The following is an 18,762-nucleotide window of genomic DNA, read 5'->3' as shown; positions in this document are numbered from 1 at the left end:
CGCGAGTCGGACGGACGCCGGGGCCGGAGAATCCCGGCGAGGCTGAGAGAGGAGAGGCGCGAGGTGCAGACCCTCGGTGGGCGTCGAGAGACGCTGGTAACAAGAGAAAGGGCCCTACTCGAGAGCCTGATCGAGTTTCTCACCGGCTTCGGCGCGCCCACCGGGGACGTGGAGCTCCTGCGCCGGACGCTGGCCGACATGGGCGACCCGTTCTTGCTGGTCGTCGTCGGCGAGTTCAACGCCGGCAAGTCGGCGTTCATCAACGCCCTCATAAACGAGGACGTGACGGCGGAGGGGTCGCTCCCGACCACCGACCGCATAACCGTCCTCAAGCACAGCCACGACAGGAGCGCGAAGGAGGCGCCGGGCGGGATCGTCGAGCGCGGCTTCCCGAGCGAGTTTCTGCGCGCGATCTCCATCGTCGACACGCCGGGGACGAACGCCGTCATCCGCCACCACGAGCAGCTCTCGCGCGAGTTCGTGCCCCGCAGCGACCTCGTCCTCTTCCTGACCTCGGCCGAGCGCCCGTTCAGCGAGTCCGAGCGCGAGTACATGAGGATCATCCGCGACTGGGGCAAGAAGATCATCCTGGTCGTCACCAAGGTCGACGTTCTTGCGCGGGACGAGAAGGAGAAGATGCGGGAGTTTGTCCAGGAGCAGGTGCAGACGCTGCTCGGGCTCACACCGCCGGTCTTCATGATCTCCTCCAGGACCGCCCGCAAGGCGAAGGGTTCGGCCGACCGCGCGGAGCGCGAGCGCCTGATGGGGGAGAGCGGCTTCGACGAGCTCGAGGGCTACGTCAGCAACCTCATGTCCCAGAAGGACCTCGCCCAGCTCAAGCTCCAGAGCCCCCTGGGGGTGGCCGAGGAGCTCGTCCGCCGTTACCGCAGCGCCTCCGGCGAGCGGGCCAAGCTCCTCACCGAGGACGCGAAGATGGTCGAGAGCCTCGACTCGCAGCTCGACGCCTACCGCGAGGAGACGCGGCGCGACTTCGAGGTCAGGCTCGGGCAGATAGCGCTGGTCGTCAACGAGATCAACGGGCGCGCCGACGCCTGGTTCGAGGCCAACTCGGGCTTCAGGACCTCCCTCTTCGGCAGGAAGGGCGAACTCCAGGAGCGCTTCAAGGAGGAGGTCATCGCGGGGACCGACGAGGTCGTGGACAAGAAGGTCCGCGAGCTTATCAACTGGCTCGTCTTCCGCCACATCAAGCAGTGGCGCCAGATCGTCGACTACATCGAGCTGCACAGGAACGCCGACCTGACGCGGCGGCTCGCCGGGGACATCGGCGACGACTTCGTCGTGCGCCGCGACGCGCTGCTGCACTCCATAAGCGAGGCCGCGACGAACGCGGTCCAGAGCTACGACTACAAGGCCGAGGCCGACCGCCTGGCGAAGTCCCTGAAGGGGGCCGTCGCCAAGACCGCGGCGACGGAGGCCGGGTCCATGGGCCTTGGGGACCCGGCGACCGAGCTCTCCGGCGGGGGCTCCCTGGACATCACGGGCACGACGACCGCCCTCCTGGTCACGGGCGTCGAGCTCGCCGCCCGGCCCGGACGCAAGGCCCGCGAGGAGTTCAGGACGCAGACGAGCGCCCTGCGCGAGCGCCTCAACGCCGCGGTGCAACGCCAGCTCGAGACGGAGCTCGACGCCGCCGTGAAGGGCATGCACGGCACCGTCGTCCCCTACGCCAACTTCGTGCAATCCGAGCTGAACCGGATGAAGATGGCCGAGTCCATCCTCGGCAAGCTCGGCGGCGGCGTCACCGCCATCAGGGGCGCGGTAGACTCGTCCTCGCTCTAGCGAGAGCCGAGACCCACGGAACAGCACACGAAGGTCCCGCTCGCCTCCCGGGAGGCGAGCGGGACCTTCTCTTGCAAGGGTATTGCTCGGGGTCCGCGGATGGGGTTCTCCGTACCTCCTACGAAGCTGGGCGTAGAGTTTCGCATCTGCCCCGCGCTACGCGCTCCTTCGGTCTCCTTTGTCCCGGAGCACGCAGATTCTCGTGCGATGAATCGCGTAGTTACCGTGCGGGTGGGCCTCCGAACGTGAGCCGGTAGTCGCGCGGGCTGGTGCCGACGAGCTTCTTGAACAGGTCGCGGAAGCTCGTCGGGGAGCCGAACCCGACTTCACCGGCGATCCGCTCGACGGGATGACCGGTGGTCTCGAGCAGGTGCTGCGCCCTGCGGATCCTGGACCTGCGCAGCCATTGCAGCGGGGTCGTGCCGGTCTGCTCGCGGAAGCGTCGGTTCAGGGTGCGGGGGCTCACCGTCGCCCGGGCGGCGATCTCCCGGAGGTTCAGGCTCCGGTGGGCGTTCTCTTCCATCCACCGCAGGAGCGGTTCTATGCTCGAGCCGTCCGCGCCGGGCTGCTGGTGCACGATGTACTGGGCCTGACCACCGTCGCGCTCCAGGGGCATCACCGCTACCCGGGCGGCGTCGGCTGCCACCGCGACGCCGTAGTCCTTCCGGATCATGTGCAGGCACAGATCCAGCCCCGCCGCGGCGCCGGCCGAGGTCAGAACCCGGCCGTTGTCGACGTAGAGGACGTCCGCGTCCACGTCGACCTCCGGGTACAGGCGTGAGAGCTGCCCCGCGGCCGCCCAGTGCGTCGTCGCCCGCAGGCCGTCCAACAGCCCCGCGGCGGCCAGCGTGAACGCGCCCACGCAGATCGAGGCGACCCGCGCGCCGCCCTCCGCCGCGGCCCGCAACGCCGCGAGGACGCCCTCGGGGATCGGCGCCGTGGGATCGGCCAGGCCAGGCACGACGATAGTGTCGGCCCCGGCGAGCGCGTCCATGCCCCAGGGAGCTCGGATGGCGACGACCCCCGCGTCGACCTCGTCCACCGGGGCGCAGACGCGCACCCCGTAGGCAGCCCTCCCGTCCGGCAACCGGGCGCGGCCGAAGACCTCCACCGGGGTAGACAGGTCGAAGGCTAACACCCCGTCCAGCGCGAGAACGGCTACCGTATGCATGGCGATACTCTACACCCTCGCCCGCTCGCGGCCGGAGGATCCTCCGGCCTGGCGGGGTCGTCTTGCGCGTTTGTCGAGGGGGATCGCAGCGCTTCGGACCTTGTGGCGAGAACCCGTTTATGTGTGGCAATCGCGCCACTTATCCCGGAGGTGCTCGTCGCTTAGGATCTCCGGGCCGGGTGGAACCGTCCGGTTTACGCAGGCGCGTAGAAGGGATCTTGCCGATGGGCGTAATGGATGTGTTGGGACCGGTCTTAGTCGCGCTCGTCTACATCTCGCTCTCCTCGTTGTTCGGGGAGCCGAACAGGCGGAACTTCAACGCCATCTTCGTGGCCGGAGCGGGCGCGGCGTACCTGAGCGGGGGCTTTGGTGCTTGGGAGTTCGTCTTCCTGGCGGTGGTCACCTACTGCGCCTACAGGGGGCTGCGCTCCTACGGTTTCATAGGCGTCGCATGGCTCCTGCACACCGGCTGGGACGTGCTGCACCACCTCTACGGCAACCCCATCGTCCCGTTCGTCCCGGATTCGTCCTTGGGGTGCGCCATCTGCGACCCGGTAATCGCCCTGTGGTGCTTCGCCGGCGCGCCGTCCGTGTACGACCTGTTCCGCGCAAAGGGAAGGAGATCCGGCGACGAAGGAGCACCCCAGCCGGAAGCCCGAGCGTGAGCCACGATCTCACAAGCGGGCAGAGCCCATGCCGACCACCGCTACTCCTACTACTATGGCTCCTGCCGGTGCCGCCGGGGAAAGAGATCGGCAGTACCGCAGCCTCCCGGAGCACCTCCGGCCGGTAGCGTTCCCCGCCCGGGTCGAGGACTGACGCCGCGTCGACGAACCCTCGACGCCCTTCGCGCCGGGCTACGGCTGCTCTTCCCAATCGGTAGAAGCCTCGGGGTACTGGGCAACCGCCTCGACCGCCGAGGTCCTCGGCCACTTCGGGCGGCGGTTTCGGGTCACCAACCCGGTTCGAATCACATGGGGCGTCGAGCCTTCGATCCGCGGACGCAGCCTAGGGACCGAGCGGCCACAAGGATTCGGCGGGGAGGCGGACGGTCGTCCTTTCTCCCACGGCGAGGCGCGTGTGGGGCGGGAGGGCGGCCCGCAGGGAGGTGTCGCCGGCTTGCAGGCGGTAGGAGATCTGGGTGCCGAGGTAGGTGGCCTCGGAGACGCGCGCCACGAACGAGTTGCCGCCGTCCTCGCTCTGGGTGCCCAGGCGTACGGCTTCGGGGCGTATGGTGAGGGTTACCTTGCCCGCCGGAACGGGCGTCGCCAGCCCGAAGGTGCCCAGCGCCGTCTCGACGGGGCCGTCGGGGCCGGCGCTTCGGCCCTCGATAAAGTTCGTGGCGCCGAAGAACTCGGCCACCTCGCGCGTCCTGGGGCGGTCGTAGAAGGCCTGCGGGCGGTCGTACATGCGCAGGGCGCCTCCCGTGACGAGCGCGATCCTGTCCGCGAGGACCACCGCCTCCTCCTGGTCGTGCGTCACGAAGACCGTCGTGTAGCCGCCCTCCTCCTGGACCTCCCTCACGAGGTCGCGCAGGGCGCTGCGGAGGTTCGCGTCGAGGGCGCTCAGGGGCTCGTCGAGGAGGAGGAGGCTGGGCTCGGTGACGAGCGCGCGGGCGAGGGAGACGCGCTGCTGCTGGCCGCCGGAGAGCTCGTCTGGGCGGCGGTCCCCGTGGCCCTCCATGCGCACGCGGCCGAGGGCTTCGCGGGCGCGGGCCGAGCTCTCCGCCTGCGAAGCGCCGCGCATCCTCAGCCCGAAGCCGACGTTCGCCTCGACGGACATGTGCGGGAAGAGCAGGGGCTTCTGGAAGACCATCGCGGCCCCGCGCTTCTCGGGGGGGACGCCCAGCAGGGAGCGCCCGTCGACGAGCACCTCGCCCGAGGTGGGGGCCAGGAGGCCGGCCACGATCTTCAGCGCCGTCGTCTTGCCGCACCCGGACGGGCCGAGCAGGGCGACGAGCTCCCCCGGCTCGACGGTGAGGGAGAGGCCCTTGAGGGCGGGCTCGGCGCCCCTGCCGTAGCGCAGGGAGACGTCCCGGAGCTCCAGACGGGCGCTCGCGGGCGGGCTCACGAGGGCCTCCCGAGGAAGGGGAGGTCGCGCTCGTCGCCGTGGCCCCGTAGGAAGCGGAGGGCCACGACGAGGGCGAGGAGGGCGGGAAGGGCGAAGACGACCGTGAGGACCGCCGTGATGACGGGGTCGCTGCCGGAGGCCGCGGAGAAGAGGAGCATGGGCAAGGTTATGACGCTGCCGCCCCCGATCAGGAGCGTCAGGGCGTACTGGCTCCAGGAGAGCAGGAACGCGAACAGAGAAGCCACCGCTATCCCCGGGACGGCGCGGGGCAGCGTGACGTGCCGGAACGTCTGCCAGGGGGAGGCGCCCAGAGTCCGGGCCGCCTCCTCCATCTCCCCGCCCCGCTCGGCGAAGACGCTCGTCAGGATGATGGCGGTGTAGGGGACCGTCGGGATCAGGTGCACCAGAAAGACCCCGAAGGCCGTATCCGCGAGCCCGAGCCGGATAAACGTGAGGTGTATCCCCATCGTCGAGGCGAGCGGCGGGACGAGGATCGGGAGCAGCACGAAGAAGATCACCAACCCCTTGAGGCGGAACTCGTAGCCCCCGAGCGCCATCCCCGCCGGCAGCCCGACCGCCACGGAGGCCGCCGTCGCCGCCACCCCGATGAGGAGGCTGTTGAGGATCGCCTCGGGCGCCCGGCCCCCGCCGCCCGCGACGTACTCCCAGCCGCGCAGGGAGAGTTCGGAGGGCAGCAGGTCCGGGAAGCGCCAGACCCCGGTGAAGGCCCAGAGGAGGAGCGGCAACAGCGGCAGGGCGACGAGCGACGCGACGAGCGCGAGCCCGAGGCCTCCGGGGCGCTTACGACGACCCACGGCGGCCCCCTATCCTGCGGCTCAGGCGGAGGTACAGGGCGGCGGTAAGGGCGGTGACGAGCGTTATGAGGACGTTTATCGCCATCGCGGCGGGCCGGTCGGTTAGCTCGACGCTGCGGTACTCGTCGTAGGCCATCACCGGCAGGATCGTCGGGTAGCTGCGGCCGAGCAGGAAGGGGACCTCGAAGGCGCCGAAGGTGAAGGCGAAGACGATCAGGCTCGCTGCCACGATGCCGGGGGAGATGACCGGGAAGACGACGTACCAGAACCGCTGCCACGCGCTCGCCCCGAGCGTCCGGGCCACCTCCTCGAGCTCCCCGGCCACCCCCCTCAGGCCCGCGAGCACCACGAGCGCGACGAACGGCATCTCCTTCCACACGTAGGTCAGGATGATGCCGACGGAGTAGCGGTCGTAGAGGAGGGCGGGAAACTCGGCGGGCTCTCCTATGAGGCCTAAAGATGCGGCCAGGCGCGCCCCGAGGCCCGTCTGGGAGACCACGAGGGCGATGCCGACGGCGGCGACGAGGTGGGGGACGGTGATCGGCACCTGAAAGATCACGGAGCTGATGCGGCTCGGGCTGCGCCGGAGCGCGAGCGCGGCGAGGACGGCGAGGACGGTCGCCAGCACCGTCGAGACCCCGGCCACGTAGAACGTGAGGAGGAGCGAGTCGAGAAACCGCCGGCTGCCGAGTACCTCGCGGTAGGCGTCGAGGCTCACCTCCGTCATGCCTATCGCCGGAAAGTACCCGAGGGACTGGACGAGCGCCGCGTAGAGCCCTCCGGCGAAGAGCCCGCCGAGGACGAGCAGGGCCGGGGCGAGGAGCAGCGGGATCTTGAACCGAGAGAAGACGCCGCCTACCACCTGGGCCTACCTCTGCAGGACGTTCTCGACCCAGCCGTCCTGGATCTCGAGCAGCCAGTCCGTGCGGGCCTCGGGGACGCGGTTCTCCTGAAGCTCCTGCAGGGGGATCGTGGCCTCGTCGGGCTCCCCCTCGAACTCCCGGCGCCCTTCTTCGGGGAGCCTGTCGAGGGCCAGGGTGGTCAGGCCGCCGACGACGTGGGTGCGCTGCATCTCGAGCTGGGCCTCCGGGCTCTGGAGGAAGTTCGCGACCACCTGGGCGCCCTCCTTGTTCGGCCCGTTGAAGGGGATGGCGACGTAGTTGGTGTTGCTGAGGGTGCCGTCCTCGAGGAGGTAGGTGCGGGTCGTCTCGGGGAAGATGCCCTTCTCGACCTGGCGCTCGGCGGAGTAGGGGTTGTAGCTCATCGTCAGGTCGATCTCGCCGTTCCCGTAGAGCTCGTCGAGGGCGGCGGAGGTCTCGGGGTAGGTCTCGCCCTCGCGCCACAGGTTCGGCTCTATGCCGTTCAGGAGGTCGTAGAGCTTCGGCGCCTCATCCCCGAAGGCCGCCTCGTCGAACTCCTCGCCGTAGGGCTCGACCCGGTCCGTCACGTCGTAGAAGGCCTGCTCTACGAAGGCGTTGCCGGTGAAGTCCGGCGGGGCGGGGTAGGTGAAGCGGCCGGGGTTCTCCTCGGCGAAGGCGCGAAGCTCGTCCATGTTCCTCGGCGGGTCCTGGACCTCCGCCGAGTCGTAGACCATGACGAACTGGGCCTGGCTCCAGGGGGCCTCGTAGCCGTTCACCGGGGTGCCGAAGTCCGTGTTGATCTCCTCGCTCTCCCAGTCGACGTACTTCGCGTTCGGCAGATTCTCGGCCCAGGGCCCGAACCAGAGCTCGGCCTGGGAGCCGGTAAAGAAGTTCTCGCCGTTGATCCAGACGAGGTCGACCGTCCCCTCGTCGTCGCCGGCCCCCTTCTCGTTGAGGAGCTTGTTGACGACCTCGGCGGTGTCCCCGACCGGGGTGCGCTCCAGCGTTATGCCGTACCGCTCCTCGAGGCGCGGGGCGATCCAGCCGTCCACGTAGGCGTTGGTCGCGTCGTCGCCCCCGTACATGAAGAAGTTGACCGTCGTCCCCCTCGCCGCTTCCTCGAGCTCGGGGAAGGCCCGATCCTCGCCCGCGCCCTCGGCCTCGGGGCCCCCGCCGCCGCCACCGCAGGCCGCGAGGGACGCCAGGGCCAGGAGCAGCACGACGAGCGAGGTTCCTCGGAGCTTCGTGCGCAAAGGTGTTCCTTTCTTGCGGGGCGTGGCAGGGACGACCGGCGCGATTCTACACGCTGCCGACTGGACGCATACGGTATACGCGCCGCGTCAGAGCCCGGATCAGCGGGCCCCGTTACGCCCCTGGGAGCCGGAGCAGGGCCTCCCTCAGCCCCCCGAGCACCCTCTCCGGGTCCAGGTCCGCGAGCGCCTCGACCGTGCGGCCGCGCGCGACGAAGTCGTGGGCTCCGGCGGCGTCGAGGGTCGGGACGGCGAGGGGCTCGACGCGCACCGAGCCGGGGTCCGCGACCGCCGCGACGCAGGCGACGTCCCAGAGGATCTTCTCGCCCGCGGGGTCGACGGGGCCGGCGTACTCCTTCACCCAGAGCTCCAGGATGTCGGCGAGGTAGCCCGCGGCGGGGCGATCTAGCGCTCTGAGCTCCTCGGCGTAGGGTGCCCCTCTCACCGCGAGCTTCGCGGGCGCGGGCCACCCGGGTACCTGAAGGAGATCCAGCGCCCCGTCCAGCAGCAGCGCGCGCCACGCGGCGATGTCCGCCCGGCCGTTGAGCTCGACCGAGCGGTAGCGCCGGTAGGTCTCCTCGTCCCCGAAGCCCCCGAGCCAGACGACGCGCAAGCTCTCCCGGACCTCCGGGGCGGCGAGCAGGAGCGAGGCAACGTCGGTCGCGGGCCCGGTCGCGACGACCGTGAGCGGCCCCCGCCGCGCCTCCTCGACGAGAAACTCGAGCCCGGCGCTCGGCACCATGTCCTCGCGGTGCTCCATCGGCCTCTCGGCGCCGGGAATGCACGGCGCTCCGCCGCCGCAGAGCCCGACCACCCGCTCGGCCTCGTCCTGGTACATGTCCCTGGAGCCCGGGCCGTGGGCGGTCGTGTTATGCACGGAGACGACCCCGCGCACGTCCAGTACCCCGTCCGGGGAGCCCAGAGCGTGGGCGATGGCGAACTGGTCGTCGACCTCGTTGGCGGTGTCGCAGTCGAGGACTACTCGGATGGGTGTATCTGCCACTGATGCTCCTGACGTTCTCGTATGGGCGGCCTCATGCGCCGAACAGCCCCTCCAGGAAGCCCGGCTCCAGGTAGGCCCGGCTCTTGGCGAGGGTCTCTTCGTTCGTGATGGGGCGGGAGCTTTGGGCCGTCTCCTGCAGGGCCCACGCGCACCAGGAGACGGCGCGCAGCGAGACGATCGTCTTCATCGCTTCGAGTTGTTCGTAGAACCTCGCCGTATTCGTGGCGGGGGCCTGCTCCAGGTAGGCACGGACGAACTCCCGTTCCTCCTCGTCCGAGAGCAGGGCCGCCGTGTCGTCGCGCCACAGGGTCGTGGTGGGGAGGAGGAAGTGGGCGAGGTCCTGGGTGCGCGGCGCGATCCTGGCCTTCTCCCAGTCCAGGAGCTTCGCGGTCCCGTCATCTCCGACGACGAAGTTGTGCGTGTTGAGGTCGTAGTTGACGATCGCGAGGTCGTCCCCGGCGAAGAGCCCCTTCTGCCCCAGGAAACCCTCGACCTTCCGGAAGCCTTTCCGTAAGCCGGCCTTGCTCTCCCCGGCGGCCCCGTCCCACCCCAGGTACGGCTCGGCCAGCCCCCTCGACTCCTCCAGGATCGCGGGCGCGGGGTCGGGGTGGACCTGCAGGGCGTGGTCGTCCGGCACGCCGAGCGCGTGGACGCCCGCGACGCAACGGGCCGCCGCCGCGAGGTCTTTCCCGTAGTCCAGCGGGCGCCCCGGGAGGAACTCCTCCAGGATCAGGGGGTAGGGGAGACCGTCGGGCTCGGGATCCACGAGGCGGGGTTTCGGGGTAACGCCCGAGGGGGCGACGAGGCCGAGGGCCGCGTGCTCGTAGAGCGCCTGCTCGCCCAGAGGGAGGCCCATCTGCGTCCCGGTGACGAGCCTCGCGACGAGGTCCTGCCCTGCCCCGCCGCGTACCCGGTAGTTCAGGCTGTACTCGCCCCGCGCCAGAAACGCGGCCGCGGGCTCCCCGGGGAGCGAGGCCGCTCCGCCGAGAGCCCGCAGGTACCGCTCCACGTCCGGCGTGAGGTCTCCGTTCACGGAGCCATCTTAGAGTATTCGCCGGGTGCCACGAGGCCGCGGCGCTCGCCCGGCGACCGTGCGATCCGGCAACGCCCCGAGCCTTCGTTGGCGCACGACGCGCGGCGAGGAGCCGCAGCCCGAACCATGTCCCCCCGATGCCTCCGGCCGATCCCGAGGATAGGGACCGCAGATTATCCCCGCCGGTCTCCCGGGTCCGTCCGGTTCCGCCGGGGACGGGGACGGGCGGCGCCACCCGACCGCCCGTCCCCGGGCATCGTCCTTCGCGTAACGTCCGATCAACCCGCGACGGCGGGCAGCTCCGCTTCGCCGGTGAGCACGGCGCGGCGTTGGCGTCCGAAGGCGTCGGCCGCGAGGATGGCGTCCAGCACCGTCCGCGGGTAGACGTCGAAGGGCTCGTTGTAGATCGTCTCCCCCTCGGCGCAGGCCACCTCGGCGGCCCTCCGGAGGTCCTCGTCGCTCGCGTTCTCGAGCCCGAGGTCGTCCAGCGCCACCGGGAGCCCCACCTCCAGGCAGAAGTCCACCACCTCGGCGACCACGTCGAAGGGACGATCCTCCAGCATCAGCATCGCGATGACGCCGAAGGCCACCTTCTCCCCGTGCCAGAACTGGTGGGTCTCCTCCAGGACGGTGAGCCCGTTGTGGATGGAGTGCGCGGCGGCGAGCCCCCCCGACTCGAACCCGAGCCCGGAGAGCAGCGTGTTGGCTTCTATGATCTTCTCCACCGAAGGGGTGATCGCGCCGCGCTCGGCGGCCAGCCGGGCGGCGAGGCCGTGTTCGAGCAGCGTGTCGTAGCACAGGCGCGCGATCGCCAGGGCGGCTTGCGTGGGCGCGCCCGCGACGAGCGTCTTGGCCCGGGTGCGCGAGGAGGCGTCGGCCTCGAAGTACGTCGAGAGCCCGTCGCCCATGCCCGCCACCAGAAACCTAACCGGGGCACCCACGATGACCTCGGTGTCCACGATCACGGCGTCGGGGTTGCGCCCGAAGAGGCGGTATTCCAGAACCTCGCCCTCTTCGGTGTACACGACCGAGACCGCGCTCGTCGGGGCGTCGGTCGAAGCTATGGTCGGCACGCTGACCAGCGGCAACCCCGCGGGGTGGGCGACCGCCTTCGCCGTGTCGAGGGTCTTCCCGCCGCCGATGCCGACGATCGCGTCCGCGCCCGCCTCGCGAGCCTCCCCGGCGACCCGATCTATCTCCCCCGGCGAGCACTCGCCGTTGAAGCCGACGTGAGTCGCCCCGGACAGCCCTTCGAGGGCCTCGCCCATGATCTTCTCGACGATGGGGTCCCGCAGGATCAGGGGCTTCTCCGACTTGAGCTGCTCGAGAACCTCGCCCAGGCGACCGATGGCTCCCCTACCCTGGATGTACCTGCCCGGCGCGGCGAACACCGTGGCAAGCGGCCCGCTTGCGTCTGACTGCATGATCCTCCTCCCAAACTCCCCGGCCTCCCTCAAAGGCCCGTCGGGCCGGAAATGATATGACGGTGGCTCCATAGGCGCAATTCGCCCGAACCACGGTAGGGCACGGGTGGACCGGCCTCGAAGACTCGTCGGGAAGCGCGCCGGCGCGGTGACCGTGGAGGCGGGTGCCGGCCCCACTATCCCGTCCCTAGAGGCGCTCGATCACCGTCGCGGTGGACATGCCGTGGCCGATGCACATGACCTGGAGCCCGAGCCCGCCGCCGGTCCTCTCCAGGCCCGCGAGCATCTTCGCCATCAGGCCCGCGCCCGTGGCGCCAAGGGGGTGGCCGTGCGCTATAGCGCCGCCCCAGGGGTTCACGCGGTCCATGTCCGGCTCCAGATCGTCGGCCCAGGAGAGGACGACCGTGGCGAAGGCCTCGTTTATCTCGATCCAGTCGAGATCACCGATGGAGAGCCCCGCCTTCTTGAGCGCGAGGCGCGTCGCGGGGATGACGCCGGTGAGCTGCATCGCCGGGTCGCTCCCGACCACGACGCGGGCTCGGAAGCGGGCCTTCGGGACCAGGCCGTCGGCCTCGGCCCTCTCGCGGTCGGCGACGAGGACCGCGGCGGCGCCGTCGGAGATCTGGCTGGAGTTGCCGGCCGTCACCACGCCGTCGGGCCGGAAGACGGTCTTGAGGCCCGCCATCTTCTCGGCGTCCACGATCCCGCGGATGCCCTCGTCGCTCGTCAGCTCGACCTCGTTGCCGTCGGCATCGACGCCCCGCGTGGGCAATATCTCCCGGTTGAGCCCCTCGCGGGCGGCCTCGCTCGCCCTCCTGTGGCTCTCGGCCGCCAGCGCGTCCACGTCCTCGCGCGAGATGCCCCACGCTTCGGCGATCCTCTCGGCGCTCTCGCCCTGGTGGACGAGTTCCTGCTTCTCCAACAGGTCGGGGTTGAGGACCGAGAAGACGGCGCCCGCGTCCGGGGCGCCCCCGAGGTCGCTGAACATCGGCGCCCGGGTCATGCTCTCGACGCCGCAGCCTATGGCGTAGACCATGTCGCCGGCGGCGATCGCCTGTGAGGCGAAGTGGACGGCCTGCTGGCCCGAGCCGCACATCCTGTTCAGGGAGACCGCGGGGACCGTGACCGGGAAGCCCGCGAGCATCACGGCGAGCCTCCCGACGTTGGCCCCCTGCTCCCCGGCCTGCGTCACCGTGCCGTTGATGACGTCCTCGATCTCGCCCGGGTCGATCCCGACCCTCTCGACAACCCCCGAGAGCGTCCGCGCCAGCAGCGCGTCGGGCCGTGCCCCCCTGAACGCGCCGCCGCGCCTCCCGAACGGCGTCCTGACCGCCTCGATGATCACCGGCTCGCCCATCGCTCTAACTCCTCTCTGGTGCGCCGTCTCACGAGCCCGCGCACCGCCCTGTTCTGCCGTATCTCGTCGGTGTCCCCGCGGATCTGCGAAACCTCCGTCGAGCACGAGCTTCTCCGCCGGATATTCCTCGCTCCAGCCGCGCCCCCCAGGACCCGCATCACCCCGTTTGCCGCATGCTCCACAGCGTCCGCCGCAAGCGACGTATGTGTTGATAGTAGCAACAGCGTCAAGCGCCTTGAAGCGCCGCGAGGGCCGTGGCGGTCCGGCCGCGCCGAGCGGTGAGCGGGACTAAAGGTGAAGGCGAGGGAGACTAAGTACTGTCAGGACGGGGAAGACTTGCGCTCCCGGCCGTTCGGGGATGCTCCCGGTACTTGCGAGGCCCCCATCGCGTTTCCTTGCCGCAAAGGCCGAGAAACGGCCCATCTCTCGCACGAGACGAGGTCGCTGCGGGAAAATCTCGGCGTCGACTTGACAGGGCACATGTGTGCGTGTAGAACATAGTGCAGCCGGGGTTCGTGCTAACTCCTCCTTTCCCTTTCCCCATTGATAGTGCGGGGCTCCGGCTTCTATTTCCCGGCGTACGCTCCACGCGTTAACATATGTGGTGGCGGCGCCGGTTTTCTTTTGGGGAGGTTCTTGGGTGGACGTACTCGTCAGCGGTTCTACCGGGCTTATCGGGAATGTTCTGGTGCGTGCGCTCGAGGAGAGGGGCATCGCGTCGTGCGGCTAGTGCGCTCGGGCGGCGGGGGGCGAACGAGGTTCGGTGGGACCCCTCGGCCGGGACGATCGAGGCCGAGCGGTTGGAGGGGATAGACGCCGTCGTGCACCTCGCCGGGAGAGCATCGCCGAGGGGCGATGGACGGCCGAGAAGAAGAGCCGCATCCTGGAGAGCCGGAGGCAGGGGACGGGGCTCCTGGCGGGGGCGCTCGCCGGTCTCGGGACGCCCCCGCGGGTGCTGGTCTCGACCTCGGCGATCGGGTACTACGGCGACCGCGGGAACGAGCTCCTGAGGGAGACCAGCGAGCCGGGAGATCTGTTTCTCTCGAAGGTCTGCGTGGAGTGGGAGGGGGCGGCGGAGCCCGCGCGACGGGCCGGGATCCGCGTCGTGCACCCGAGGGTCGGCATCGTGCTCACCCCCAAGGGCGGGGCGCTCGGGCAGACCTTGCCCATCTTCAAGCTGGGCCTGGGCGGCAAGATCGGCAGCGGGCGGCAGTACTGGTCCTGGATCACCCTGGAGGACGTCGTGGACGTCATGGTCTTCGCCCTGGAGGCCGACGCCCTGGAGGGACCGGTCAACGTCGTCGCCCCGGATCCGCCGACCAACGCCGAGTACACGAAGGTGCTCGGGCGCGTCCTGGGCCGCCCGACGCTCTTCCCGCTCCCGGCCCCCGCCGCGAGGCTCGCGCTCGGCGAGGTAGCGGACGAGCTCCTGCTCCCGAGCGCCCGCGTCGAGCCCGCCAAGCTCAAGGAGGCGGGCTTCGAGTACCGGCACCCCGAGCTCGAAGGCGCCTTCCGGTACATGCTGAACCGGTGACCGTGGACCACGAGACGCACATGCGCCGGGCGCTGGAGATCGCGCGCGGCAACCCCGACGCCCCGTTCGGGTGCGTCATCGCGGATGGGGAGACCGGGGAGGTGCTCGCCGAGGGGTTGAACGACGCGGAGACCAGCCCCGTCCTGCACGGGGAGACTGACGCGATCATCCGCCTCGCGCGGGAGCGCCCCGGGGTGGAGTGGGGCCGCGCGGTCCTGTACACCACCGCCGAGCCCTGCCCGATGTGCTCCGGCGCCATCGTGTGGAGCGGCATCCCGCGCGTCGTCTTCGGCACCTCCATAGGAACGCTCAAGGAGCTCGGGCTGCCCCAGATCGACCTTGCGTGCGAGGAGGTCTCCCGCCGCTCCTCCTTCGGCGGCTTCGAGGTCGTCGGCGGCGTCCTGGAGGGCGAGTGCGACCGGCTCTTCGAGGAGATGGCGCGCCGGGTGCGGGGTTAGCCCTCGAGTTCGGCGCTGAAGCCCGCGCCACGCAGGAGGTCCATCGCTTCCTCCGCCGCCCCGGAGTCCACCGTGAGGACGAGGGCGGCCCGGGCGGTGTTGGAGTGGCGGACGTAGAGGTCGAGGATGTTTATGTTGTTCGAGCCCATGAGGGTCGTGACCTCGGCGAGGACGCCGGGGTGGTTCTCGACGGGGATGGCGATCTCGGCGTTCCGGCCGCTCCGCTGGACGAGGATGCCTCCGAGGGCGTCGTAGGCCTCGCGGGCCGCGCGGAAGCGGCCCTCTATGCTCCCGCGGTCGGGGAGCTCGCGCCCGAGCTGCTCCATCGTCCCCGCGAAGGCGGCGAGGGCCTCGTCGATGGCGTGGGAGTTCTCGGCCAGGATATCCGACCACAGGGCGGGGTTAGAGGCGCCCACCCGCGTCAGGTCGCGGAAGGAGGGGCCGGCGAAGGAGAGCGCCTCCGGGGAGATGTCCGAGGCGACCTTGAGGAGGGCGACGGCCATGAGGTGCGGCAGGTGCGAGAGGGCGGCCATAAGGAGGTCGTGCTTCTCCGGCTCCACCGCCGTCGGGACCGCGCCCAGGTCCTCGCGCACGAAGCGGGCGACCTCGCGGTAGGCCTCCGGGTCCGTCCGCTCCGTCGGCGTCAGAAAGTAGCGGGCGCCCCGGAAGAGCTCGGGGCCGGCGTGCTCGACGCCCGCGAGCTGGCTGCCCGCCATGGGGTGCCCGCCCACGAAGCGCCCGAGCCCCGCCTTCTCGGCGGCCCCGACGATCCTCGTCTTCGTCGAGGCCGCGTCGGTCACGAGGGCGTCGGTGGGGGCCAGGTCGCCGACGATGTCCGCGACCCTGGAGATGGGGGCCGCCAGCAGGATCAGGTCCGCCCCCCGAACCTCCTTGAGCGTGGAGGCGCGATCTACGGCGCCGAAGTCGGCCGCCCTTTCGAGGACCGGCGGCCGGTCCACCCCGATCACCTCCCAGCCCGCTTCCCTGGCCGCGAGCCCGACCGATCCCCCGATGAGGCCGACGCCGACGAGGCCTAAAGTCCCGCTCAGGAGAGCGCCCCGATGACGCGGTCGTTCTCCCACGTATCCCCGACCGTCACCCGGCTCCAGCCGGGGTAGCCCAGGGCGTCGCCCTCGCGCACGAGGACGCCGACGCGCTCGAAATCGGCGGCCTCGAACCGGACCATGATGAAGTTGCCCTGCGACGGGATGAACGGGAGCCGCGCCCCCTCGAAGGCGTCCTGCAGCCGCTTGCGCTCCCCGATCACGAACCGCGCGCGCTCCCGAACTTTCTCGCGCGCGAGCATCGAGGCCGTGGCCGCGACCTGAGCCGCGAGGTTGACGGAGACCGGGAACCTGACCCGCTCCGCGTAGTCGGCGATGGGGTCGGAGGCGATGCCGTAGCCGACCCTGAGACCCGCCAGCCCGTGGGCCTTGGAGAACGTGCGCGCGGCGAGGACGTTCTCCCGCTCCAGAGCCAGCTCGTGCGAGCCCTCGTAGGTCGGGTCGTCCACGAACTCCACGTAGGCCTCGTCCAGGATCAGGAGCACGCCGTCCGGCAGCCCGTCGGCCAGGGCTCGCACCTCGTCGAGGGTGAGGTAGGTGCCGCTCGGGTTGTTGGGGTTGCACACGATCATGGCGCGCGTCTCGGGCCCGACGGCGGCGAGCAGGGCCTCGACGTCCATCCCGTTCCCCTCGTCCAGGGGCACCGGGCGGGCGGTCATGCTCAGGATCGCGCAGATCGTCGGGTAGAGGCTGAACGACGGCCAGGGGAAGACGATCTCGCCGCCCGGGGGCAGGAGCTGGAGCGCGTTGAACAGGACCTCGCTGGAGCCGTTGCCCACGAGGACGTTGCCCGGATCGGTGCCGGGGTTCGCGTCGGCCACCGCCTGGCGGAGCCGGGAGACGTGGCTGTCCGGGTAGCGGTTGGCGCGCGGGAGCACCTCGGTGAGGGCCTCGATGGCCTCGGGGAGCGGCCCGAAGGCCAGCTCGTTGGAGGTCAGCTTCGCGTAGTTGTTCTCGTCCGTGCCCTCGGCCGCCATCCTCCAGGACTTGGGGGGGACGTACGGCCTGAGGGGGTCCAGTTCCCTTCGGAAGTTCAAGCTCACTCCTTCCGGCCGGTCGGCCGGTCCGATCTTCGCGTCTCTGCGGCTGGGCGCATGGGACTAGCCTAGTCCTCTTTCCGGGGGCTTTCAACGATGCCCGCGCACCGGGCGCTCCGCCCCCGTTTGCCTTATGTACGGGGCACTTATAGAATCGGGCGATGGTGGAGGATGCGGAGACAGCGGCCAGGGTTCGGGAGCTGAGGGAGCGCGTCGACGCCGTCGACCGGGAGCTCGTCCGGAACCTCAACGAGCGGGCGCGCCTCGTGCAGGAGATCGTCTCCGCGAAGGCCGAGGCCGGCAAGCCCCTCTTCGACCCCAGGCGCGAGGAGGAGATCCTGAGGCGCGTGGCCGAGGAGAACGAGGGGCCCATCTACGACACGTCGATGCGCGAGATCTTCGAGCTGATCCTGCACCGCATCCGCGACCTCGAGATGCAACGCGAAGGGTTCTCCGGGTAGGCATGCATTCCACCGAAGGCGCAACGAAGACCGGGGCGAAGACGAAGAACGGCATGATCCGGCCGGGCGCCTTCCGGGTGATCGCGGGTCCCTGCACGGTGGAGAGCTACGACCAGTTCGTCGCCTCCGCCAAGGCGGTGAAGCAGGCCGGCTACGAGTACGTCCGCGGCGGCGCCTTCAAGCCGCGCACCTCCCCCTACTCGTTCCAGGGCCTCGGCGAGGAGGGGCTGAGGATTCTCTCCGAGGTCTCCGGCGAGCTCGGCCTGAAGGCCGTAACGGAGGTGCTCGACCCGGCGGACATCGAGCTCGTCATGGAGCACGCGGAGGTGTTGCAGATCGGGGCGCGCAACATGGCGAACTTCGCGCTCCTCAAGGACGTGGGGCCGCGATCGCGGGCTCGGACCACGGCGTCGTCCTCAAGCGCGGCTTCGCGGCGACGGTGGAGGAGTGGCTGCTCGCGGCGGAGTACATCACCTCCGCCGGGGGGAGAACGTCGTCCTGTGCGAGCGCGGCATCCGGACGTTCGAGACGAGCACGCGCTTCACGCTGGACCTCTCGGCGGTCATCGTGGCGAAGCGGCTCACGGACCTGCCCGTGATCGTGGACCCGTCGCACGCGGCGGGGCGGCGCGACCTCGTGGTCCCGCTCTCCAAGGCGAGCGTCGCGGCGGAGGCGGACGGCCTTATAGTCGAGTCCCACCACGAGCCGCAGGCCGCCCTCTGCGACGCGGAGCAGGCGCTCCCCGTCGAGGCGCTCATGGGCCTCCGGGAGAGCCTCCGGCCCTTCGCGCAGGCGATGGGCCGCGAGGTAATCTAGCCACGGAAGGGGAGCTTCGACCGGCATGATTGGGATGCTCCTCGGAGAAAGGTTCGCCCTAGAGCGCGAGATCGGCTCGGGCGGCATGGCGCGGGTCTTTCTGGGCAGGGACACGGTCCTGGACCGCCCCGTCGCCGTGAAGGTCCTCAACCCCGGCCACGACGAGACGGACATCGGGTCGCGCTTCAGGCGCGAGGGGCGCACCGCCGCCAGGCTCTCCCACCCGAACATCGTGCAGGTCTACGATGCCGGGGAGGCCGAGCTCGACGGGAAAAAGGTCTCGTACATCGTCATGGAGTACGTCCCCGGCGGTGACCTGAAGGGCATGATCGACAAGCGGGGGAACCTCTCGGAGGTGGACCTGGCGCGCCTCGGCGCCGGGGCGGCGGCGGGCCTCGCCCACGCCCACGAGCGCGGCGTCATCCACCGCGACGTGAAGCCCCACAACGTCCTCATCGACGCGTACGGCGAGCCCAAGCTCACGGACTTCGGCATCGCGCGAGCCCTGGACGCCACCACCTCGCAGGCCACGCGCACCGGCGCCTACCTCGGCACCGCCCTCTACTCCGCCCCGGAGCAGCTCCGGGCCAGGGTGTGAGCCCCAAGAGC

18 protein-coding genes and 1 pseudogene are annotated in these 18,762 nt (G+C 70.3%); 8 read left to right on the top strand and 11 right to left on the bottom strand.

What is annotated here, in order from left to right; translation table 11 throughout:
• Window positions 1–63 precede the first annotated feature (63 nt).
• The gene (locus GBA65_RS16150; RefSeq protein ID WP_166397440.1) at window positions 64–1,800 is read left to right on the top strand and encodes a dynamin family protein; all 1,737 of its coding nucleotides are present in this window, start codon (window positions 64–66) and stop codon (window positions 1,798–1,800) included.
• Between the two features lie 220 nt (window positions 1,801–2,020).
• Here GBA65_RS16150 and GBA65_RS16145 read toward each other — a convergent pair whose 3' ends face one another.
• Window positions 2,021–2,971 carry a GlxA family transcriptional regulator gene (locus GBA65_RS16145; RefSeq protein ID WP_166397439.1) on the bottom strand — a complete coding sequence of 317 codons (951 nt, stop codon included), beginning with the start codon at window positions 2,969–2,971 and terminating at the stop codon, window positions 2,021–2,023.
• A 233-nt stretch (window positions 2,972–3,204) separates the two neighbouring features.
• On the opposite strand from GBA65_RS16145, the gene GBA65_RS16140 reads away from it, so the two are divergent.
• Complete coding sequence (locus GBA65_RS16140) at window positions 3,205–3,636, top strand: DUF6010 family protein (RefSeq protein WP_166398555.1); 432 nt, start codon at window positions 3,205–3,207, stop codon at window positions 3,634–3,636.
• 343 nt (window positions 3,637–3,979) lie between these two features.
• On the opposite strand, the gene GBA65_RS16135 is transcribed toward GBA65_RS16140, so the two are convergent.
• The 8 genes from GBA65_RS16135 to GBA65_RS16100 all read right to left on the bottom strand — a co-directional run bounded on the left by GBA65_RS16135 (window position 3,980) and on the right by GBA65_RS16100 (window position 12,783).
• On the bottom strand, window positions 3,980–5,041 hold the full coding sequence (locus GBA65_RS16135; protein ID WP_166397438.1) for an ABC transporter ATP-binding protein: 1,062 nt from the start codon (window positions 5,039–5,041) through the stop codon (window positions 3,980–3,982).
• A complete protein-coding gene (locus GBA65_RS16130; protein ID WP_166397437.1) occupies window positions 5,038–5,856 on the bottom strand; it encodes an ABC transporter permease in 819 nt (272 codons plus the stop codon). Before GBA65_RS16130 ends, GBA65_RS16135 begins: the two co-directional genes overlap by 4 nt.
• Entirely contained in the window at window positions 5,843–6,718 is an 876-nt protein-coding gene (locus tag GBA65_RS16125; protein ID WP_166397436.1) for an ABC transporter permease, read from the bottom strand. The genes GBA65_RS16130 and GBA65_RS16125 overlap by 14 nt, the downstream gene beginning before the upstream one ends.
• A 6-nt stretch (window positions 6,719–6,724) precedes the next feature.
• Window positions 6,725–7,969 (bottom strand): ABC transporter substrate-binding protein, encoded by a 1,245-nt coding sequence (locus GBA65_RS16120; RefSeq protein ID WP_166397435.1) that lies wholly within the window; start codon window positions 7,967–7,969, stop codon window positions 6,725–6,727.
• A 112-nt stretch (window positions 7,970–8,081) separates the two neighbouring features.
• Entirely contained in the window at window positions 8,082–8,969 is an 888-nt protein-coding gene (locus tag GBA65_RS16115; protein WP_166397434.1) for a nucleoside hydrolase, read from the bottom strand.
• A 31-nt stretch (window positions 8,970–9,000) separates the two neighbouring features.
• Entirely contained in the window at window positions 9,001–10,002 is a 1,002-nt protein-coding gene (locus GBA65_RS16110) for an aminoglycoside phosphotransferase family protein (protein WP_166397433.1), read from the bottom strand.
• Between the two features lie 278 nt (window positions 10,003–10,280).
• Window positions 10,281–11,426 (bottom strand): glycerol dehydrogenase, encoded by a 1,146-nt coding sequence (locus tag GBA65_RS16105; protein ID WP_166397432.1) that lies wholly within the window; start codon window positions 11,424–11,426, stop codon window positions 10,281–10,283.
• Between the two features lie 187 nt (window positions 11,427–11,613).
• Window positions 11,614–12,783, bottom strand: coding sequence for a thiolase family protein (locus GBA65_RS16100; protein WP_166397431.1), 1,170 nt, complete (start codon window positions 12,781–12,783; stop codon window positions 11,614–11,616).
• 763 nt (window positions 12,784–13,546) lie between these two features.
• Between GBA65_RS16100 and GBA65_RS16095 the strand changes: the two genes are divergently transcribed.
• Both GBA65_RS16095 and GBA65_RS16090 read left to right on the top strand, forming a co-directional pair.
• A complete protein-coding gene (locus GBA65_RS16095) occupies window positions 13,547–14,317 on the top strand; it encodes a TIGR01777 family oxidoreductase (protein WP_228281398.1) in 771 nt (256 codons plus the stop codon).
• Window positions 14,314–14,775, top strand: a complete 462-nt coding sequence (locus GBA65_RS16090) for a nucleoside deaminase (RefSeq protein ID WP_207955829.1) — start codon at window positions 14,314–14,316, stop codon at window positions 14,773–14,775. The genes GBA65_RS16095 and GBA65_RS16090 overlap by 4 nt, the downstream gene beginning before the upstream one ends.
• On the opposite strand, the gene GBA65_RS16085 is transcribed toward GBA65_RS16090, so the two are convergent.
• Together GBA65_RS16085 and GBA65_RS16080 are read right to left on the bottom strand one after the other, a co-directional pair.
• Complete coding sequence (locus GBA65_RS16085) at window positions 14,772–15,857, bottom strand: prephenate dehydrogenase/arogenate dehydrogenase family protein (protein ID WP_166397430.1); 1,086 nt, start codon at window positions 15,855–15,857, stop codon at window positions 14,772–14,774. The two genes, GBA65_RS16090 and GBA65_RS16085, sit on opposite strands and share 4 nt — an antisense overlap.
• Window positions 15,821–16,876 (bottom strand): pyridoxal phosphate-dependent aminotransferase, encoded by a 1,056-nt coding sequence (locus tag GBA65_RS16080; protein WP_166397429.1) that lies wholly within the window; start codon window positions 16,874–16,876, stop codon window positions 15,821–15,823. Before GBA65_RS16080 ends, GBA65_RS16085 begins: the two co-directional genes overlap by 37 nt.
• Window positions 16,877–17,037: 161 nt before the next feature.
• Here GBA65_RS16080 and GBA65_RS16075 point away from each other — a divergent pair, with 161 nt between their 5' ends.
• From GBA65_RS16075 to GBA65_RS16065, 4 genes and pseudogenes are all read left to right on the top strand, one after another.
• On the top strand, window positions 17,038–17,337 hold the full coding sequence (locus tag GBA65_RS16075) for a chorismate mutase (RefSeq protein WP_166397428.1): 300 nt from the start codon (window positions 17,038–17,040) through the stop codon (window positions 17,335–17,337).
• Between the two features lie 2 nt (window positions 17,338–17,339).
• Window positions 17,340–17,666: pseudogene (locus GBA65_RS26615) on the top strand (3-deoxy-7-phosphoheptulonate synthase); the annotation flags it as partial.
• Window positions 17,667–17,784: 118 nt separating this feature from the next.
• On the top strand, window positions 17,785–18,153 hold the full coding sequence (locus GBA65_RS25400; RefSeq protein WP_207955828.1) for a hypothetical protein: 369 nt from the start codon (window positions 17,785–17,787) through the stop codon (window positions 18,151–18,153).
• Between the two features lie 25 nt (window positions 18,154–18,178).
• Window positions 18,179–18,751 carry a serine/threonine-protein kinase gene (locus GBA65_RS16065; protein WP_166397427.1) on the top strand — a complete coding sequence of 191 codons (573 nt, stop codon included), beginning with the start codon at window positions 18,179–18,181 and terminating at the stop codon, window positions 18,749–18,751.
• The last annotated feature ends 11 nt before the right edge of the window (window positions 18,752–18,762 follow it).

It is taken from the genome of Rubrobacter marinus, from assembly GCF_011492965.1.
Lineage (GTDB): Bacteria > Actinomycetota > Rubrobacteria > Rubrobacterales > Rubrobacteraceae > Rubrobacter_F > Rubrobacter_F marinus.
Note: the sequence above shows the minus strand (reverse complement) of the source record. Positions and strands in the feature narration are given on the sequence as shown.